General features: G+C 67.2%; 16 protein-coding genes. 8 read left to right on the top strand and 8 right to left on the bottom strand.

Annotated elements, in window-relative coordinates; all coding sequences use genetic code 11:
• Positions 1 to 2 precede the first annotated feature (2 nt).
• The 4 genes from LQK81_RS00995 to LQK81_RS00980 form a co-directional block, all read right to left on the bottom strand.
• Positions 3 to 926, bottom strand: coding sequence for a carbohydrate ABC transporter permease (locus LQK81_RS00995; protein ID WP_230802809.1), 924 nt, complete (start codon positions 924 to 926; stop codon positions 3 to 5).
• Between the two features lie 303 nt (positions 927 to 1,229).
• Positions 1,230 to 2,489 (bottom strand): ABC transporter substrate-binding protein, encoded by a 1,260-nt coding sequence (locus tag LQK81_RS00990; RefSeq protein WP_230802808.1) that lies wholly within the window; start codon positions 2,487 to 2,489, stop codon positions 1,230 to 1,232.
• Between the two features lie 35 nt (positions 2,490 to 2,524).
• Complete coding sequence (locus LQK81_RS00985) at positions 2,525 to 3,697, bottom strand: PLP-dependent transferase (protein ID WP_230802807.1); 1,173 nt, start codon at positions 3,695 to 3,697, stop codon at positions 2,525 to 2,527.
• Complete coding sequence (locus LQK81_RS00980; protein WP_230802806.1) at positions 3,694 to 4,416, bottom strand: FadR/GntR family transcriptional regulator; 723 nt, start codon at positions 4,414 to 4,416, stop codon at positions 3,694 to 3,696. Before LQK81_RS00980 ends, LQK81_RS00985 begins: the two co-directional genes overlap by 4 nt.
• Positions 4,417 to 4,648: 232 nt before the next feature.
• On the opposite strand from LQK81_RS00980, the gene LQK81_RS00975 reads away from it, so the two are divergent.
• From LQK81_RS00975 to LQK81_RS00965, 3 genes are all read left to right on the top strand, one after another.
• The gene (locus LQK81_RS00975) at positions 4,649 to 6,016 is read left to right on the top strand and encodes an FAD-binding oxidoreductase (protein WP_230802805.1); all 1,368 of its coding nucleotides are present in this window, start codon (positions 4,649 to 4,651) and stop codon (positions 6,014 to 6,016) included.
• Between the two features lie 101 nt (positions 6,017 to 6,117).
• Complete coding sequence (locus LQK81_RS00970) at positions 6,118 to 6,273, top strand: hypothetical protein (protein WP_230802804.1); 156 nt, start codon at positions 6,118 to 6,120, stop codon at positions 6,271 to 6,273.
• A 162-nt stretch (positions 6,274 to 6,435) separates the two neighbouring features.
• The gene (locus tag LQK81_RS00965) at positions 6,436 to 7,182 is read left to right on the top strand and encodes an SDR family NAD(P)-dependent oxidoreductase (RefSeq protein WP_230802803.1); all 747 of its coding nucleotides are present in this window, start codon (positions 6,436 to 6,438) and stop codon (positions 7,180 to 7,182) included.
• A gap of 34 nt (positions 7,183 to 7,216) precedes the next feature.
• On the opposite strand, the gene tsaA is transcribed toward LQK81_RS00965, so the two are convergent.
• On the bottom strand, positions 7,217 to 7,741 hold the full coding sequence (gene tsaA, locus LQK81_RS00960; RefSeq protein WP_230802802.1) for a tRNA (N6-threonylcarbamoyladenosine(37)-N6)-methyltransferase TrmO: 525 nt from the start codon (positions 7,739 to 7,741) through the stop codon (positions 7,217 to 7,219).
• 166 nt (positions 7,742 to 7,907) lie between these two features.
• Here tsaA and modA point away from each other — a divergent pair, with 166 nt between their 5' ends.
• The 3 genes from modA to modC all read left to right on the top strand — a co-directional run bounded on the left by modA (position 7,908) and on the right by modC (position 10,612).
• Complete coding sequence (gene modA / locus LQK81_RS00955) at positions 7,908 to 8,702, top strand: molybdate ABC transporter substrate-binding protein (protein ID WP_230802801.1); 795 nt, start codon at positions 7,908 to 7,910, stop codon at positions 8,700 to 8,702.
• A gap of 135 nt (positions 8,703 to 8,837) precedes the next feature.
• A complete protein-coding gene (gene modB, locus LQK81_RS00950) occupies positions 8,838 to 9,539 on the top strand; it encodes a molybdate ABC transporter permease subunit (protein ID WP_230802800.1) in 702 nt (233 codons plus the stop codon).
• Positions 9,536 to 10,612: a molybdenum ABC transporter ATP-binding protein gene (gene modC, locus LQK81_RS00945; protein WP_230802799.1), complete on the top strand. Its 1,077-nt coding sequence runs from the start codon at positions 9,536 to 9,538 to the stop codon at positions 10,610 to 10,612. Before modB ends, modC begins: the two co-directional genes overlap by 4 nt.
• Here modC and LQK81_RS00940 read toward each other — a convergent pair.
• Positions 10,584 to 10,994, bottom strand: coding sequence for a winged helix-turn-helix domain-containing protein (locus LQK81_RS00940; protein WP_230802798.1), 411 nt, complete (start codon positions 10,992 to 10,994; stop codon positions 10,584 to 10,586). The two genes, modC and LQK81_RS00940, sit on opposite strands and share 29 nt — an antisense overlap.
• 202 nt (positions 10,995 to 11,196) lie before the next feature.
• On the opposite strand from LQK81_RS00940, the gene LQK81_RS00935 reads away from it, so the two are divergent.
• Positions 11,197 to 12,411, top strand: a complete 1,215-nt coding sequence (locus tag LQK81_RS00935; RefSeq protein ID WP_230802797.1) for a TIGR03862 family flavoprotein — start codon at positions 11,197 to 11,199, stop codon at positions 12,409 to 12,411.
• Positions 12,412 to 12,654: 243 nt separating this feature from the next.
• Positions 12,655 to 13,359 (top strand): Crp/Fnr family transcriptional regulator, encoded by a 705-nt coding sequence (locus LQK81_RS26300; RefSeq protein ID WP_230802796.1) that lies wholly within the window; start codon positions 12,655 to 12,657, stop codon positions 13,357 to 13,359.
• 33 nt (positions 13,360 to 13,392) lie between these two features.
• On the opposite strand, the gene LQK81_RS00925 is transcribed toward LQK81_RS26300, so the two are convergent.
• Both LQK81_RS00925 and LQK81_RS00920 read right to left on the bottom strand, forming a co-directional pair.
• A complete protein-coding gene (locus LQK81_RS00925) occupies positions 13,393 to 14,724 on the bottom strand; it encodes an NAD(P)/FAD-dependent oxidoreductase (protein WP_230802795.1) in 1,332 nt (443 codons plus the stop codon).
• Positions 14,725 to 14,999: 275 nt separating this feature from the next.
• Complete coding sequence (locus LQK81_RS00920) at positions 15,000 to 15,260, bottom strand: hypothetical protein (RefSeq protein ID WP_230802794.1); 261 nt, start codon at positions 15,258 to 15,260, stop codon at positions 15,000 to 15,002.
• Positions 15,261 to 15,284: the final 24 nt, after the last annotated feature.

Here is a 15,284-nt window from a genome sequence, read left to right as displayed (position 1 = left end):
GTTCAGCCCTTGTTCAGCATGGTCTGGCGGAGCAGCACGATCAGCATCGAATAGACCAGCAGCAACGCCAGCAGCACGAGCGCGATCGCCGAGGCATAGCCGAAATCGAGCCGCCTGAAGGCCTGGGTGAAGATGTAGCTGGCGACGATCTGGGTGCGATCGGCCGGGCCACCATTGGTCATGACGACGATCAGGTCGGCGAAATTGGAGATCCAGACGGTGCGCAGCAACACGGTGATCGCGATCGTCGGTGCGAGAAACGGCAGGGTGATCGACAGGAAGCGTTGCACCGGGCCGGCGCCGTCGATGCTGGCGGCTTCGTAAAGGTCGCGCGGGATCGCCTGCAGGGCGGCGAGCAGGGTGATGGCGAAGAAGGGGATGCCCCACCAGACGTTCGCCACGATCGGCCCCCACATGGCGAGATGCGGATCGGAGAGGATATTGTGCGGCTCGTCCATCAGGCCGAGCGCCACGAACCAGTGCGGCAGCGGGCCGATCACCGGATTGAACAGCCAGGCCCAGTTGAGGCCGGCGAGGAAGCTCGGCACCGCCCAGGGCAGAAAGACCAGCGCCTGGACGAGGCCGCGGCCATAGAACGGCTTGTCGAGCAGCAGCGCCAGGATCAGGCCGAAAGTGAACTGGAAGAACACCGAGGCGCCCGTCCACCACAGCGTATTGCGCAGCGCGCCGAAGAAGGCCTGGTCCTGCCCGAGCGCGCGAAAATGGTCGAGGCCGACGAAGCCACCGGAGAACGGGTTCAGCAGCTGGATGTCCCGGAAGGCATAGGAAATGCCGACGACGAGCGGCACCAGCATGACCGCGGCGATCAGGATCAGCGCCGGCGCGCTATAGAGATAGGGCTCCGACGCATCGGCAAGCCGCTTCCTGAGCGGCGGGCGATGCTTCTGGATCGGCTGGTGCATCATCGCAAGTCTTCCGTTGGCGTTTCTGGCCGAGGCGCTGTGCGTGGGCGGCGCCTCGGAAGTTTCGAAGTGGAGCGCTCGGGGACAGGCCGTGGCTGTGCCCCTCATCCGCCTGCCGGCACCTTCTCCCCGCAGGCGGGGAGAAGGAACAAGCCGCAACGCTTCCGTTCCCCCTCGCCCCGCTTGCGGGGAGAGGGTGCGCCGAGCGGAGCGGAGGCGGGGTGAGGGGCCGTCTGCGCCAGCGCTTGAAAGGATCAAGCCAGCTGTGAGACGACACGCTCACGCCCGCAGCGTTCGCTGCCCGGCCTACTTCTTCGCCAGGTACTTCTGCTGCGCCTTGGTCAGATACTCGGCCCACTGGTCGGCCAGTTCCTGCGGCGTGATCTCGCCAAGCAGCGCCTTTTGCGAGGTCTGGATGACGAGCGAATCCTTGAAGAAGGCGAACTCCTCCAGGTAGGTCGGCATGACCGTCGGAACGGCGTCCTTGTCCTCCAGTTCGGCGAACCAGCCCTTGAACTGCTCGCTGGCATAGAAGGGGTCCTTCTCGGCGGAGGTGTGGACCGGCAGCGCGCCGGTGCGCTTGTTCCACTCGATGTTGCCTTCCGGGCCCTCCAGCGTCTCGATCAGCTTCCAGGAGAGATCCTTGTTCTCGCTGTTGGCCATCATCGACCATCCTGCGTAGCCGATGGTCGGGAAGGTCTTGCCATCAGGGCCCTTCGGCATGGTCATGATGCCGTAGTCCTCAGCCTTCATGCGCTCGGCGATCGCGATCAGCGCGTCCGGGTCCTGGTCGAGGAAGGCGCAAGTGCCGCTGTAGAAGCCGGCGACGATCTCGTTGAAGCCCCAGTTGACGCTGTCCTTGGGCGCATAGCCGTTCTTGTAGAGGTCGATCAGCCAGGTCAGGCCCTTGACCCAGCCCTCGCTGTTCATGGTCGAGGTGCCGTCCTCGTTGAAGAACTTGTTGTCGCCGGCCATGGTGGCGCCGAACATCATCCAGCCGTTCAGGCCACCCGGGCCGCCGCGCAGGCAGTAGCCGGACTTGCCGGGCAATGCCGAGACCTTCTTGGCGGCTTCCGCGAACTCGTCCATCGTCTTCGGCGGCTCGCCGACGCCCGCCTCTTCGAGCAGCTTCTTGTTGTAGAACATGGCCCGGAGATAGAAGCCGTAGGGCAGCATGTAGGCGGTGTCGTTGACGTCGCGGCCGAGTTCGAGCGCGCGGGACGTCAGGCCCGAGGTGTGCTCCCACTTGGAAAGGTAGGGCTCAAGGCTCTCCAGCATGCCGTTGTTGGCATAGAGCGACAGCCAGGTGTCGGGCATCTCCATCACGTCGGGGATCTCGCCGGCGGAGACCATGGTGGCAAACTTCTGGAAGGCCTCGCCCCAGGGTAGCGAGATGATCTCGACCTTGGTGCCGGGGTTTGCAGCCTCGAACTTGCCGACGATCGATTTCAGCGTCTCGGTGCGCTCGGGACTGGTAATCACCTCGACGAGCTTCAGCGTCGTGTCGGCGAGTGCCGTCCCCGACATCATCGCGGCGAACAATGTGGCAGTCAGCAGTTTCTTCATGGTCGCTCCCCTTTTGGGCTTTGGTTTATTGCTCTTTAGTCTTGGGAAGCGGCTGCAATCGCCGCCTCCAGATCACTCCACAGGGCCTCGGTTCCCTCGAGGCCGACATGGAGACGCACGGACCGCGGATGGATGCCGAAGGCCTGCGCGGAATTAGGTTCGGCCTTCTGCTGCAGCACCACCTGACCCGGCACGATCAGGCTCTCGTGGCCGCCCCAGCTGACGCCCAGCTTGAACAGGTCCAGCCTGTCGGCGAAGGCGCGGATGTCTATGCCCTCGCGGAAGACGAAGGAGAACAGGCCGGAGGTGCCGGTCAGGCCCGGCGGCAGGCGGTTGGCGAGTGCCGGATGCTGCACGCTTTCCACGATGTCCAGCGCCTGCAGGCGGCGGGCGATTTCGAGGCCCGAGGCCTCGTGCGCCTTCATGCGGATCGGCAGGGTGCGCAGGCCGCGCACCAGCAGCCACGCATCGAAGGGCGAGAGCTTGCCGCCGAGATAGGGATAGGCCTCGGCGCGGATGCGGCCGATCATCTCCTTCGAACCGGTGACGACGCCGGCGACGACGTCACTGTGGCCGCCGAGATACTTCGAGGCCGAATGCAGGACGAGATCGACACCGAGCGACAGCGGTTTCTGGAAGACCGGGCTCGCCCAGCTGTTGTCGATGACGGAGACGATCCCGTGGCGTTTCGCGAGCGCTGCCAGCGCGCCGACGTCGTGGGCGTCCATGACCCAGCTCGTCGGACTTTCCATGTAGAACAGCTTCGCGCCGGGCAGCGCGCGCGCGACCGCCTCCTCGTCGCGGCCGTCGACATAGGTCACCTCGACCTTCATCCGCTTCAGGATGGTGCCGAACAGGCGGAAGGCGTCGGGATAGACGTGCCTGACAGCGACGATGCGGTCGCCCGGCTCGACGAAGGACAGCACGGTGGACGAAATCGCAGCCATGCCGCTGGCAAAGCCCATGGCGTCCTCGCCGCCCTCCAGCTTCGCCAGCATCTCCTCGAAGGCCCGCACGGTCGGGTTCAGGCCGCGGGTGTAGATCGGCCGGACGATCTCGCCGCGATAGGCCTGCACCATTTCGTCATAGGAGGAGAAGGTGAAGAGCGAGGTCTGCACGATCGGCGGCACCACGGCCTCGAAGGCGTTGCTCTCGTCATGGGCGACGATGAGGGAGGCGAGCTCGAACGGGTCGGAGCCGTTGATCATTTTGACATTTCCTTGATGTCTTCCTCGACGACGTCGAGAATCTTGAGCGTTTCGCGTCGGGCAGCCTCGGTGTCCTGCGCTGCGATCGCGTTGAAGAGCGTGCGGTGGAACGGAAAGGAACGGCGGGCGAAATCCGGCCGGTCGAAGGGTTCGTCCCAGAAGCGTTCGAACATCTCGCGCATCTGCTCCAACAACTGGCGGAACAGCGGATTGTGGGTGGCGTCGTAGATGGCGAGGTGGAAGGCCAGATCTTCCGGACCCGATGTGCCCTTGGCGAGGTGCACCCGCTCCATCGCGTCGAGCTTCTCCTCGATCACGACGAGATCACCGGCGGTGCGCCGGCGGGCGGCCACCATGTTGGCCTCGCATTCGATGCCGCGGCGAACTTCCAGCGTCTGCAGCAGCGCATCGCGCAGGTGCGCCGCGTCGAAAGAGAGCGGCATGTGGATCGTCGCGGTCGTGACGGGTTTCAGCAGGTAGGTGCCGCTGCCCTTGCGCGTTTCCATGACGCCGAGAGCCTGGAAATGGCGGATGACCTCGCGGATGGTGGAACGGCCCACGGCAAGGGCCGCCATCAGTTCGCGCTCGGCCGGCAGCCGGTCGCCGGCCCTGAGATTGGCCTGGCCGATATAGGTGGCCAGCGCCTCGGTCACCTGGCGCGCCCGATCCATCGGCGGCAATGGCATGATCGCCGGCTTGGCATCCATTCTCGCCGTCATGCGGCCTGTTCCCCGTTTCGTGTCAGCTTCTCAAATTGGTCTGACATCTGATCATTATGGAGGTGGAATATCCGGAGTCAAGAGTGCCAAGAAAAATCCTGATGACTGTGAAATTGTTGAAATTTCAGACACTTGTCGTTGACACGCCCTCTTCGACCGCTCGGACCGTGCCGTTGCATTCGGCGCGGTCGCCGGATAATCAGGTCCATCGCACCGCACAGGAAAGCCGACCATGAGCATCATTGACGAACTGACGACCGCGCTGGGCCCGGATCTGGTGCTGGCCGGCACCGCGATCGGCGAGCGCTACCGGAGCGACGAGAGCCTGATGGGGCGGATCCTGCCGCTTGCCGTCATCCGCCCGAGGACGGTCGAGGATGTCTCGGCGGCGCTGCGCATCTGCCACGCGCACGGGCAGCCGGTCATCCCGCAGGGCGGATTGACCGGGCTCGCCGGCGGCGCCAATGCCGCAGGCGGCGAAATCGCCATCTCGCTGGAAAACCTTGCCGGGATCGAGGAGATCGACACGGCGGCAGGGACGATGACGGTCAGGGCCGGCACCATGCTGGAGACCGCGCAGAACGCGGCGGCGGAGGCCGGCATGCTGCTGCCGATCGACCTCGGCGCGCGGGGGAGCTGCCAGATCGGCGGCACCATCTCCACCAATGCCGGCGGCATCCGAGTGATCCGGCACGGCGTGACGCGCGACAACGTGCTGGGGCTGGAGGTGGTGCTTGCCGACGGCACCGTGCTGCCGATGCTGAACAAGATGACGAAGAACAACACCGGCTACGACCTGCGCCAGTTCTTCATCGGCGCGGAGGGAACGCTCGGCATCGTCACCCGCGCCGTGCTGAAGCTGAAGCCGTCGACGCCCGGCCGGCAGACGGCGCTGGCGGCGCTCGATAGCTACGAGGCCGTCGTTGCGTTCCTCAACAAGGCGCAGCGCGGACTTTCCGCCCTCTCCGCCTTCGAGGCCATGTGGCAGAGCTATGTCGGTTTCAATGCGCGCGCAGCAGGGGTGAAGCTGTTTAACGCCGAGCATCCCTTCCTCGTCATCGTCGAGCAGGACGACGACGGTTCGGATGCGGCGCGCGAACGCTTCGAGGCCTTCCTCGGCGAGGCGCTCGAGGAGGAACTGATCGTCGATGCGCTGGTCGCCCAGTCGGAGAAGGACGTGCTGCGCTTCTGGTCGGTTCGCGAAGGTCACATGATGGGGCAGCTCCTGCCGTCGCTGGTCAATCTCGACGTCAGCCTGCCGATCGGCGAGATCGGGCGCTTTGCCGAGGCGTGCGAGACAGCACTGCTGCAGCGCTTTCCCGGCGCCCATGTCTCCTTCTTCGGCCATGTCGGCGACAGCAACCTGCACATTGCCGTTTCGGTCGGCGATGCGTCGGAAGACGACCTGCATGTGGTCGACGCGATCGCCTACGATCTGGTGCAGCGCTTCAACGGCTCGATTTCCGCCGAGCACGGTATCGGCACGCTGAAGCGGCCCTATCTCGACCGTTCGCGCAGCCCGGAGGAGATCGCAACTATGCGACTGGTCAAGCAGGCGCTCGATCCGAAGGGGATCCTCAACCCCGGCAAGGTGCTCTGAGGAAAACGGGTGGCGGAGCGCGGCCGCCCGCAGGTAGAGTGCCTTTCCGTGGAACCTAAGGCCACCTGCTCCGTTTTCCAGCCCTACGAAAGGAAGGGCTCATGCCGGCACGGATATTGCTGATCGTTCTCATGGTCATGGTCGTCTCGATCCTGAGCATCGTCGTCTTGCAGCAGACGTCGGGTTCCGGCAGCAATACGCAGCCGCCCGAGGGCGAACTGCTTTCGACGCCTTCGAAGATGGTGCACGAGCTCTAGCCGCTCCCACAAGACGCGGGATGGCCCCGGCGAGACGGCACCTCCCGGTCCGACGCGTATTTTTCGCGTTCCCATCTTCGGGCGATCTCTCTAGGAATGCAGCATGCGGACGGCGCGGCGGCGCTGACCAACAGACAGACCGGCCAACATGCGAGGGTTCAGATGACCGATGGCAAGCGACGCATACTCGTGACGGGCGCGACCCGCGGGCTGGGGCTGGAGATCGCCCGCGCCTTTGCGCGGGAGGGGGCCACGGTCGCCCTCAACGGCCGCGACCGGGACCTGCTCGAGAGCCATGCGGCGCAATTGCGCGACGAGGGTCTTGCGGCCTCGGCGCTCCCCGGCGACCTCTCCGCCGATGCGGAAGGGATCGTGCGGCAGGCGGCCGAGACGCTGGGCGGCCTGGACGCGGTCGTGCATGCGGCGAGCCTGCGCGACCGCCGCCCGACCGAGGCGCTGGACGGGGCGGCCTTCGCAGCGCTTCTCGACGTGAACCTGACGGCGGCCTACCGGCTGGCGCGGGCGGCCCTGCCGCTCCTGCGGCAATCGGCGGCGGGGCGGCTGATCTTCGTGACCTCGATCGCAGCGCGGATCGCGCGTGCACCGGACGCCGCCTACACCGCCTCGAAGGGCGGGCTTGAAGCCCTGACCCGCTCGCTCGCCGTCGAGTTCGGCTCGGACAACCTGACGGTCAACGCGATCGCGCCCGGCTGGTTCGTCACCGATCCGAACCGGGCCATGGCGGAAGACGCACGGGTGCAGGCCTATGTCGACGTCCGCATCCCGCTCAGGCGCTGGGGCCGGCCGGAGGAGCTGGCGCCGGCCGCCCTCTTCCTCGCCTCCCCGGCCGCGAGTTTCGTCAACGGCATCACGCTGACGGTCGATGGCGGCATGTCGGCGCAGATGTAAGGGGCAGAGAGGACGTCCGGCCTGCCGGCTGCCCTCACGCCTTCTGGCAATAGTTTGCGGCCTTTTGCTCACCGGTCTCGAAATCACCCGGCTGGGGCGGGGCGATCGGCTTGAACAGCGAGCGGTCCGGCTTGAGGTCGAGCAGCGGTGTGCCGTCGAGGCAATCGAGGCCGCGCACCAGCAGGACATTGCCCTCGATCCCGTCGAGGACCACGATCGACGTGCCGATCGGATTGGGGCGGACCGGCGTGCGCAGCGAGAAGGTCCCGTGCACCTTGCCGTTGCTGGCCGGGCTCTGCAGCACGAGGTCGCGCCGCGACCGGTCCAGCCAGTAGAGCACCTCCAGCCGCTCGAACGCCTCGACGCCGGCAAGTGCGGGCACCCACGGCTCGAAGATCTCGATCCGGCACTGCGGCCCGTCGTGACGGCCCTGGCGCGGACACAGAAGCCGCGAATCCCACGGCGTGCGGATGCGGCCGATGAAGGTCAGCCCCGCATCCACGGATTCGGGCGGGGTGACCGCAACCTCGTTCTCCCGGATTTCGTTTTCCCGCACCATGCCGCACTCCTGTCGTCCCAAGGCAGACCGCCCGCATATCCCTGTTCGCGCACTGTCGCGGGCGGGCGGGCTTTGCGCAAGCGATATATTTCTACGAACATAACACTAGCCAACAGCCTGACAGCGTTATATTCCTTGGAATATCTCGCACAACAGGAGCACGGACATGGAGTTCAAACGTCGTCATCTGGCGAAGGCCGCCCTCGCCTCCTTCGCCCTCGCCTGGCTGGGCGTCGCCGCCCTGGGCACGCAGGCGTCGGCCGCAGACAAGGTCACCGTCTTCGCGGCCGCCAGCCTGAAGAATGCCCTCGACGCCGCCAATGCGGCCTGGGCGAAGGAAAAGGCGACGGAGACGACGGTATCCTATGCGGCAAGCTCGGCGCTCGCCAAGCAGATCGAGGCCGGCGCGCCGGCCGACGTCTTCATCTCCGCCGACCTCGCCTGGATGGACTACGTGGCGGAGAAGAAGCTGATCAAGGACGACACGCGCTCGAACCTGCTCGGCAACCGCATCGTGCTCGTCGCCCCGAAGGATGCAGCCCAACCGGTCGAGATCAAGGAGGGCTTCGATCTTTCCGCCCTCGTCGGCGACGGCAAGCTCGCCATGGGTGCGGTCGACAGCGTGCCGGCCGGCAAGTACGGCAAGGCCGCCCTGGAAAAGCTCGGCGCCTGGTCGTCCGTCGAAAGCAAGGTCGCCGGCGCCGAAAGCGTGCGCGCGGCGCTGGCGCTGGTCTCCCGCGGCGAGGCGCCCTATGGCATCGTCTACCAGACGGACGCCGCAGCCGACCCGGGTGTCGCGGTCGTCGGCACCTTCCCCGAAGACAGCCATCCGCCGATTATCTACCCGGTCGCGATCCTGACGGAATCGAAGAGCGCCGACGCTGCCGCCTATCTCGACTTCCTGAAGTCGGACGCGGCGGCCCCCTTCTTCACCGAGCAGGGCTTCACCATCCTGAAGTGATCCCGCATCCTTGCCGCGCCGCGCGCCCTTCCCGGCGCGCGGCGTTTTCTTTAGGGATATGGCGCTATCCTGCCCGTCATTCCGCATTCCGGCCGAACGCCTAGGCCGCCCCGCAAGATCGTGAGTTGACCCGAATTGGACTGGCTGACCCTGAGTGAAGAGGAACTGACGGCGATCCGGCTCAGCCTGCTGGTGTCCACCGTCGCGGTCGCCGCCAGCCTGCCCTTCGGCATCCTCGTCGCACTCGCGCTGTCGCGCGGCCGCTTCGTCGGCAAATCGGTCCTCAACGGCATTGTCCACCTGCCGCTGATCCTGCCGCCCGTCGTCACCGGCTTCCTGCTCCTGATCCTGTTCGGCCGTAAGGGGCCAATCGGCGCCTTCCTCGACCAGTATCTCGGCATCGTCTTCTCGTTCCGCTGGACGGGGGCCGCGCTCGCCTGCGCGGTAATGGGCTTTCCCTTGCTGGTCCGCTCGATCCGGCTCTCGCTCGACGCTGTCGACCGCAAGCTGGAGGACGCCGCCGGCACGCTCGGCGCCAGCCCTATCTGGGTGTTCCTCACCGTCACCCTGCCGCTGATCCTGCCCGGCGTGATCGCCGGGATGATCCTGTCCTTCGCCAAGTCGATGGGAGAATTCGGCGCGACGATCACCTTCGTCTCCAACATCCCCGGCGAGACGCAGACGCTGTCGGCGGCGATCTACACCTTCACCCAGGTGCCGGGCGGCGACCTCGGCGCGATGCGGCTGACGATCGTCGCGATCGTGATCTCGATGGCGGCCCTGCTCGCCTCCGAGTTCATGGCGCACATGATCGGCAAGCGGGTGAACTTCGAATGACGCTCTCCGTCCATGTCCGCCACCGGTTCGGCGATTTTCATCTCGATGCCGGCTTCGAGGCGGAGGGGGGCGTCACCGCGCTGTTCGGCCGCTCCGGCTCCGGCAAGACCTCGCTCGTGCGCGCGATCGCCGGCCTGATCCGCCCGGACGAAGGCCGCATCGCGCTGGACGGCGACGTTCTGGTCGACAGGAAGCGGGGCCTCTTCGTGCCGAAGCACCGGCGCCGCTTCGGCTACGTCTTCCAGGAGGCGCGGCTGTTCCCGCACCTGACCGTCAAGGGCAACCTGACCTACGGCCGCTGGTTCGCGCCGCGCGACGCCGTCCCCGAGCGCTTCGACAGGGTTGTCGACCTTCTCGGCATCGGCCATCTTCTGGAGCGGCGGCCGGCCAACCTTTCCGGCGGCGAGCGTCAGCGCGTCGCGATCGGCCGGGCGCTGCTCTCCGCGCCGCGGCTGCTTCTGATGGACGAGCCGCTCGCAGCCCTCGACGAGGAGCGCAAGGCCGAGATCCTGCCCTATCTGGAACGGCTGCGGGACGAGACGAACGTGCCGATCGTCTATGTCAGCCATGCCGTCCACGAGGTGGCGCAGCTTGCCGACCGGGTGGTGGTGCTGCGCGACGGCAGGGTCGAGGCGATCGGGCCGGTTTCGGAGGTGCTGAGCCGCCCCGGGCTGCCGACTGCCGCCCATCGCCGGGAGGCCGGCAGCGTGCTTGCGGGCGTGGTCGAGGCCTTCGATCCGCCGCACCGGCTGGCGACGGTGCGGCTGAAGGGCAACACGATCCATGTGCCGAACGCCACCGTCGAGGCCGGCAAGACCGTGCGGCTGCATATCCCCGCCCGCGACGTGATGCTCGCCACCAGCCGGCCGGAAGGCATCAGCGCGCTGAACATCCTGGAAGGCACGATCGAGGCGATCGCCGACGACGACGAAGGCATGATCACCGTCCGGATCGATTGCGGCGGCGATATCGTCCACGCCCGGGTGACGGCGCTCTCCGGCGAGCGGCTCGCCCTTCACCCCGGCAAGACCGTCTTCGCCGTCATCAAGACGGTCGCGCTCGACCCTCGCTAGCCTCGGCCTGCCGTTTACGGAGGTCGGACGAGAGGTTGGCGCGCAGCCAGTCGAGATCGTCGCCGATCGCGGCCCTCGCCTTGGCCTCCATCGCCCGGAACCGGGCCAGCAGTTCCTCGCCGAAGGCCGTGACGACCGCGCCGCCGCCCTGCCGGCCGCCGCGCTGGGATTCCACGACCGGGCTGGCGAACATGCGGTTCATCATGTCGACGAGGAGCCAGGCGCGGCGGTAGGACATATCCATCGACCGGCCGGCGGCCGAGATCGAACCCGTCTCCCGGATCCGGGCCAGAAGCATCATCTTGCCGCGCCCGAGCCGGTCCTCGCGCGAGAAATCGATCCGCAGATTGACGGCTATGTCGTCCCGGGCGCCCGTTGTCATCGCTTCCCTTCCCTTCTGCCTTCCATCCCCGCCAAGGCCTATCGCGCGCTCCGGCCCTTGAAACGGCGCGTGTCGCGGCCGCAGAACCGCAGCATAGTTTTGCGCGCAGCGCCGACAATCCGATTCGACCGCGGATCAGACTTGCGCCATCGCCGCCCGCAAGCCAAGAGTGCGCCGTGCGGAAACGGAGACGGCTTGCGGAATGGCACAGGACGAGATCGCGGTGATCGGCGGCGGGCCAGCGGGCCTTGCGGCCGCCGAGGTGCTGTCGGCAGCGGGGCGGCCGGTCGCCGTCTACGAGGCGATGCCGACGGTCGCGCGCAAGTTCCTGCTCGCCGGAAAATCCGGCCTCAACATCACCCATTCCGAGCCGTTCTCCCGCTTCGCCGCACGTTTCGGCACCGCGTCCGGACGGCTCGGGCCGGCGCTTGAGGCGTTCACGCCGGCGGACGTGCGCAACTGGGCGGCCGGCCTCGGCGTCGAGACCTTCGTCGGCACCTCCGGCCGGGTCTTTCCGACGGCGATGAAGGCCTCGCCGCTGCTGCGCTCGTGGCTGCGCCGGCTGGAGCAGCAGGGCGTGACGATCCACACGCGCCATCGCTGGATCGGCTTCGATGGCGAGGCGGTCGTCTTCGAGACGCAGGAGGGGCACAGGACCGTCTCCTGCCGTGCCGTCGTCCTTGCACTCGGCGGCGCGAGCTGGCCGCGGCTCGGCTCGGACGCTTCGTGGGTGGAGACGCTGCGCGGGCGGGGCGTACCCGTCGTCCCCTTCCGTCCCGCCAATTGCGGCTTCGACGTCGCCTGGAACGCGGGCTTCACCGCGCGGTTCGCCGGCGAACCGCTCAAGGGAACGACCGCGACGTCCGACGCCGGCACCTTTCCCGGCGAATTCGTCGTCTCCCGGCACGGGATCGAGGGCAGCCTCGTCTATGCGCATGCCGCAGCGCTTCGCGACCGGATCGAGGCGGAGGGGGCGGCAAGCCTCGTCCTCGACCTCGCGCCGGGACGGGAGGCGGCCCGCATCGCACGCGACCTCGCAAGGCAGGACACCAAGGCCAGCCTCGCCAACCGGCTGCGCAAGGGCGCCGGCCTTGCCGGCGTCAAGGCCGGCCTCCTGCGCGAACTCATGCCCGATGCCGGGCGATATGCGCCCGACGAGCTGGCGCGGCTCATCAAGGCGCTGCCGGTGCCGCTGCTGCGCCCGCGGCCCATCGCCGAAGCGATCTCGTCTGCCGGGGGGATCAGTTGGAGCGGGATCGACGGAAGCTTCATGCTGGGCGCCATGCCGGGCGTCTTTGCGGCCGGCGAAATGCTCGACTGGGAGGCGCCGACGGGCGGCTATCTGCTGACCGCCTGCCTCGCCAGCGGCCGCGCCGCGGCGCGCGGCCTCTCGCACTGGCTCGAAAACACAGCCTAGGGTAGATCCACGCCGGCGCGGAGACTTCGGTGGTGCGCGCCGGCAAGAATATCCGCCCCGCGCCGAAATCCATCGGCATCATTTTCCTTGGCTTTCCGCAGTCGAACGTCCCGTCTCTTTCTCATCGCGGGACAGCCAAATTGTATTGTTATGACACATAGCGTACTTAACAAGAAATTAATTCGGATTTAAACCTGCGGTAATTAGTGTTACAAATAGAACCAGCACATGCTGGGGCCATCCGTGACTGAAGAAGACAACACGACCACCTTTGCGGGCAATCGCGTCCTTGCCTCATTGCGGCCGGACGTTCGCGATTTCCTGCTTGAACGGGGCGACATACGCCCGATACTTGCGGGCGATACCGTTTTCGACGACGGCGCGCCGCTGACCCATATCGTCTTCCCGCTGGAGGGGGTGATATCCTACGTCACCGACATCGCCAGCGGCAGGCATGTGGAGAAGGCCTCGCTCGGATGCGAGGGTGCGCTCGGGCTGGCCGTGGTGCTCGGCGGCGGCAAGGCGCTCGGCCGCTCCGTCGTGCAGGTGCCCGGCCGGGCGCTGTGGATCGCGGTGGCCGAATTCGAGCAGGCGCTTCACCGGTTCGAGGGGATGCGGGCGGCGATGTACGGCTATGTCCGCGCCTTCATCGAGCAACTGATGGAACAGGCTGCCTGCAACAGCCGGCACACGGCCGAGCAGCGCGTCTCGCGGTGGCTGCTGCAGGCGCACGACCGGATGGCGGGCGACGAGTTCCACATCACCCAGGAGGCCGTGTCGCAACTGCTGGCGCTGCGGCGGGCGACGGTCAACGCCGTCTGCACCGACCTGATGAATGCCGGCGCCATCGCCTACAACCGCGGCCGCCTGACCGTGCGCAACCGCCATCTCCTGCACGGGCGCAGTTGCTGCTGCTACGACCGGATGCGGCGCGCCATCGAGGCGTGACGGCGGCGGTGCGGGCCTGCGGGCGCTGCGCGATCAGAAGCCGCTGACCAGCTCTATCTTCGAGCCGTCGGTGAAGCGCGACAGGCGGAAATCCCTCGGGTCCACGATCGGGGTGTCGCCGGTGACGAGGTCGGCTATCAGCCGCCCCGCGCCCGGGCCGATGCCGAAGCCGTGGCCGGAAAAGCCGGTGGCGATGTGGAAGCCGGGGATCTTGTCGACGGCGGAGATCACCGGCACCGCATCGGGGGTGACGTCGATCATGCCGCCCCAGCGCTGCGCGACCTGCGCCCGGTCGAACACCGGAAAGGCGCGCCGCAGGTTGGCGAGCGCGTTGTCCGCCATCTTCCGCGACGGCACCGGATCGAGGACGCGGCAATATTCGAACGGGCTCGGCTCGTCCAGCGCCCAGCCGTTTGCGATCCGCGCCTCGTCGAAGAAGCGCCAGCCGGCGCGGAACTTCAGGGAGCGCCATTCCTTCTTCAGGGCAGGGATGAAATCGCGGGCGAAACGGAAGGACTTCGGCACGATGTCGACGATGTTCTCGTGGCCGGAGGCGACCGTGTAGCCGCCGTCCTGGCGCTTGCGGAAGGCGAAGCCGGTGGCCCACATCGTCTGTTCGGGCGCGCCTTCCAGCGGCCTGGTCCGAATGACGGAGTTCAGAACTTTCAGCTGCGGCAGGTGGATGCCGAGCGTGCCGGCGAACAGGCTGGACCAGGCGCCGCCGGCGAGCACGACCGCCCTGCAGGCGATGGCGCCGCGCTCGGTGACGACGCCGCAGACCGCGCCCGCAGCCGTCTCGATGCCGCGCACCGCGCATTCGGTGAGGATGGCAGCCCCGCTCGCCCTCGCCGCCTCGGCGATGGCGGGGGCCGCCTTCTGCGGCTCGGCGCGGGCATCGGTCGGCGTATAGAGCGCGCCCTTCAGCTTCATCGTCGTGCCCGGATACATCGCGCTGAACTCGGCGCCGCCCAGCATGCGCGCCTCGATGTCATAGCCATCGAGGTTGTTGATCCAGCGGCTGTGGTCGGCAAATTCCTGCTCGGTCGAGGAGGTGAAGATGATGCCGGCGCGCTTGAAGCCGGTGTCGCGACCGGTGCGCCGGTCGAGCGTGTCCCAGATCTGCAGCGATTGCGCCATCAGCGGCACCTCGCGCGGGTCGCGGCAGGCGATCCGGACCCAGCCCCAGTTACGGCTCGACTGTTCCTGCGCGATCCCGCCCTTCTCGCACAGGGCGACGCGCAGGCCCCGCTCGGAAAGCTCCAGCGCCGTCGAGGCGCCGATGATGCCGCCGCCGATCACGACGACATCGACCTCCTTCGGCAGTTCGGGATCACCGTGGACGGGCACGACATAGGGACCGGGCATGTTGGGGAGGTTCTCCGGGCAGGCTTGCGGATGGGAAGGCGATGGTCGCTCGTCCCGCAGTCAGGGCGCGATGTCAAGCTGCGATGGCGGGGTGACTGTGACGGCGAGAAGGCGCGGGGACGGGGCATGAACGCTCGCGGCCGCGCGCCGGAGCGGGAAACCCCGGCAAGAAACGTTGCAGGACCGCAAGCCCTGCATGGCGAGATGGCCCGGCCCGGCCCGGCCATGCTTCTGTCATTGCCATGTGCCCCAGGTTCCGCCTTCAGGCCTTGGGGTCAGGCCTTGAACGACGGCGCCCCGGGGGCGGAAAGGCCGTCGTTGCGGCGCAGCTTGCGCAACTGTTCCACGAGCGTGCGGACGCCCGCGGCCCGGGCGGCCGAGCGTTCTGAGCTGCCGGCGATCGTCGCGAGCACGCTCTCCGCCTCGTCGGCGGACACGACGCCGCGCATGGCAAGGTCGCCGATGAGATTGACCAGGGCGCTCTCCACCGCCAGCGACCGCCGCTCCACCTCGTTCTGATTCGATTTTTCATGCATCTGCCTTGTCTCCTTGCATCGCTA

The sequence above is a fragment of the Rhizobium sp. GN54 genome (assembly GCF_021026345.1).
Lineage (GTDB): Bacteria > Pseudomonadota > Alphaproteobacteria > Rhizobiales > Rhizobiaceae > Mycoplana.
This window is presented reverse-complemented; position numbering and strand designations above follow the sequence as displayed.

What these genes read in the sequence shown, in the direction of transcription:
- LQK81_RS00965 (WP_230802803.1), top strand. Translation starts at nt 6,436, where the DNA reads ATGACCGATGGCAAGCGACGCATACTCGTGACGGGCGCGACCCGCGGG.
- LQK81_RS00970 (WP_230802804.1), top strand. Translation starts at nt 6,118, where the DNA reads ATGCCGGCACGGATATTGCTGATCGTTCTCATGGTCATGGTCGTCTCG.
- modA (WP_230802801.1), top strand. Translation starts at nt 7,908, where the DNA reads ATGGAGTTCAAACGTCGTCATCTGGCGAAGGCCGCCCTCGCCTCCTTC.
- LQK81_RS00995 (WP_230802809.1), bottom strand. Translation starts at nt 926, where the DNA reads ATGATGCACCAGCCGATCCAGAAGCATCGCCCGCCGCTCAGGAAGCGG.
- modC (WP_230802799.1), top strand. Translation starts at nt 9,536, where the DNA reads ATGACGCTCTCCGTCCATGTCCGCCACCGGTTCGGCGATTTTCATCTC.
- LQK81_RS00920 (WP_230802794.1), bottom strand. Translation starts at nt 15,260, where the DNA reads ATGCATGAAAAATCGAATCAGAACGAGGTGGAGCGGCGGTCGCTGGCG.
- LQK81_RS00975 (WP_230802805.1), top strand. Translation starts at nt 4,649, where the DNA reads ATGAGCATCATTGACGAACTGACGACCGCGCTGGGCCCGGATCTGGTG.
- LQK81_RS00925 (WP_230802795.1), bottom strand. Translation starts at nt 14,724, where the DNA reads ATGCCCGGTCCCTATGTCGTGCCCGTCCACGGTGATCCCGAACTGCCG.
- tsaA (WP_230802802.1), bottom strand. Translation starts at nt 7,741, where the DNA reads ATGGTGCGGGAAAACGAAATCCGGGAGAACGAGGTTGCGGTCACCCCG.
- LQK81_RS00940 (WP_230802798.1), bottom strand. Translation starts at nt 10,994, where the DNA reads ATGACAACGGGCGCCCGGGACGACATAGCCGTCAATCTGCGGATCGAT.
- LQK81_RS00980 (WP_230802806.1), bottom strand. Translation starts at nt 4,416, where the DNA reads ATGACGGCGAGAATGGATGCCAAGCCGGCGATCATGCCATTGCCGCCG.
- LQK81_RS00990 (WP_230802808.1), bottom strand. Translation starts at nt 2,489, where the DNA reads ATGAAGAAACTGCTGACTGCCACATTGTTCGCCGCGATGATGTCGGGG.
- LQK81_RS00985 (WP_230802807.1), bottom strand. Translation starts at nt 3,697, where the DNA reads ATGATCAACGGCTCCGACCCGTTCGAGCTCGCCTCCCTCATCGTCGCC.
- LQK81_RS00935 (WP_230802797.1), top strand. Translation starts at nt 11,197, where the DNA reads ATGGCACAGGACGAGATCGCGGTGATCGGCGGCGGGCCAGCGGGCCTT.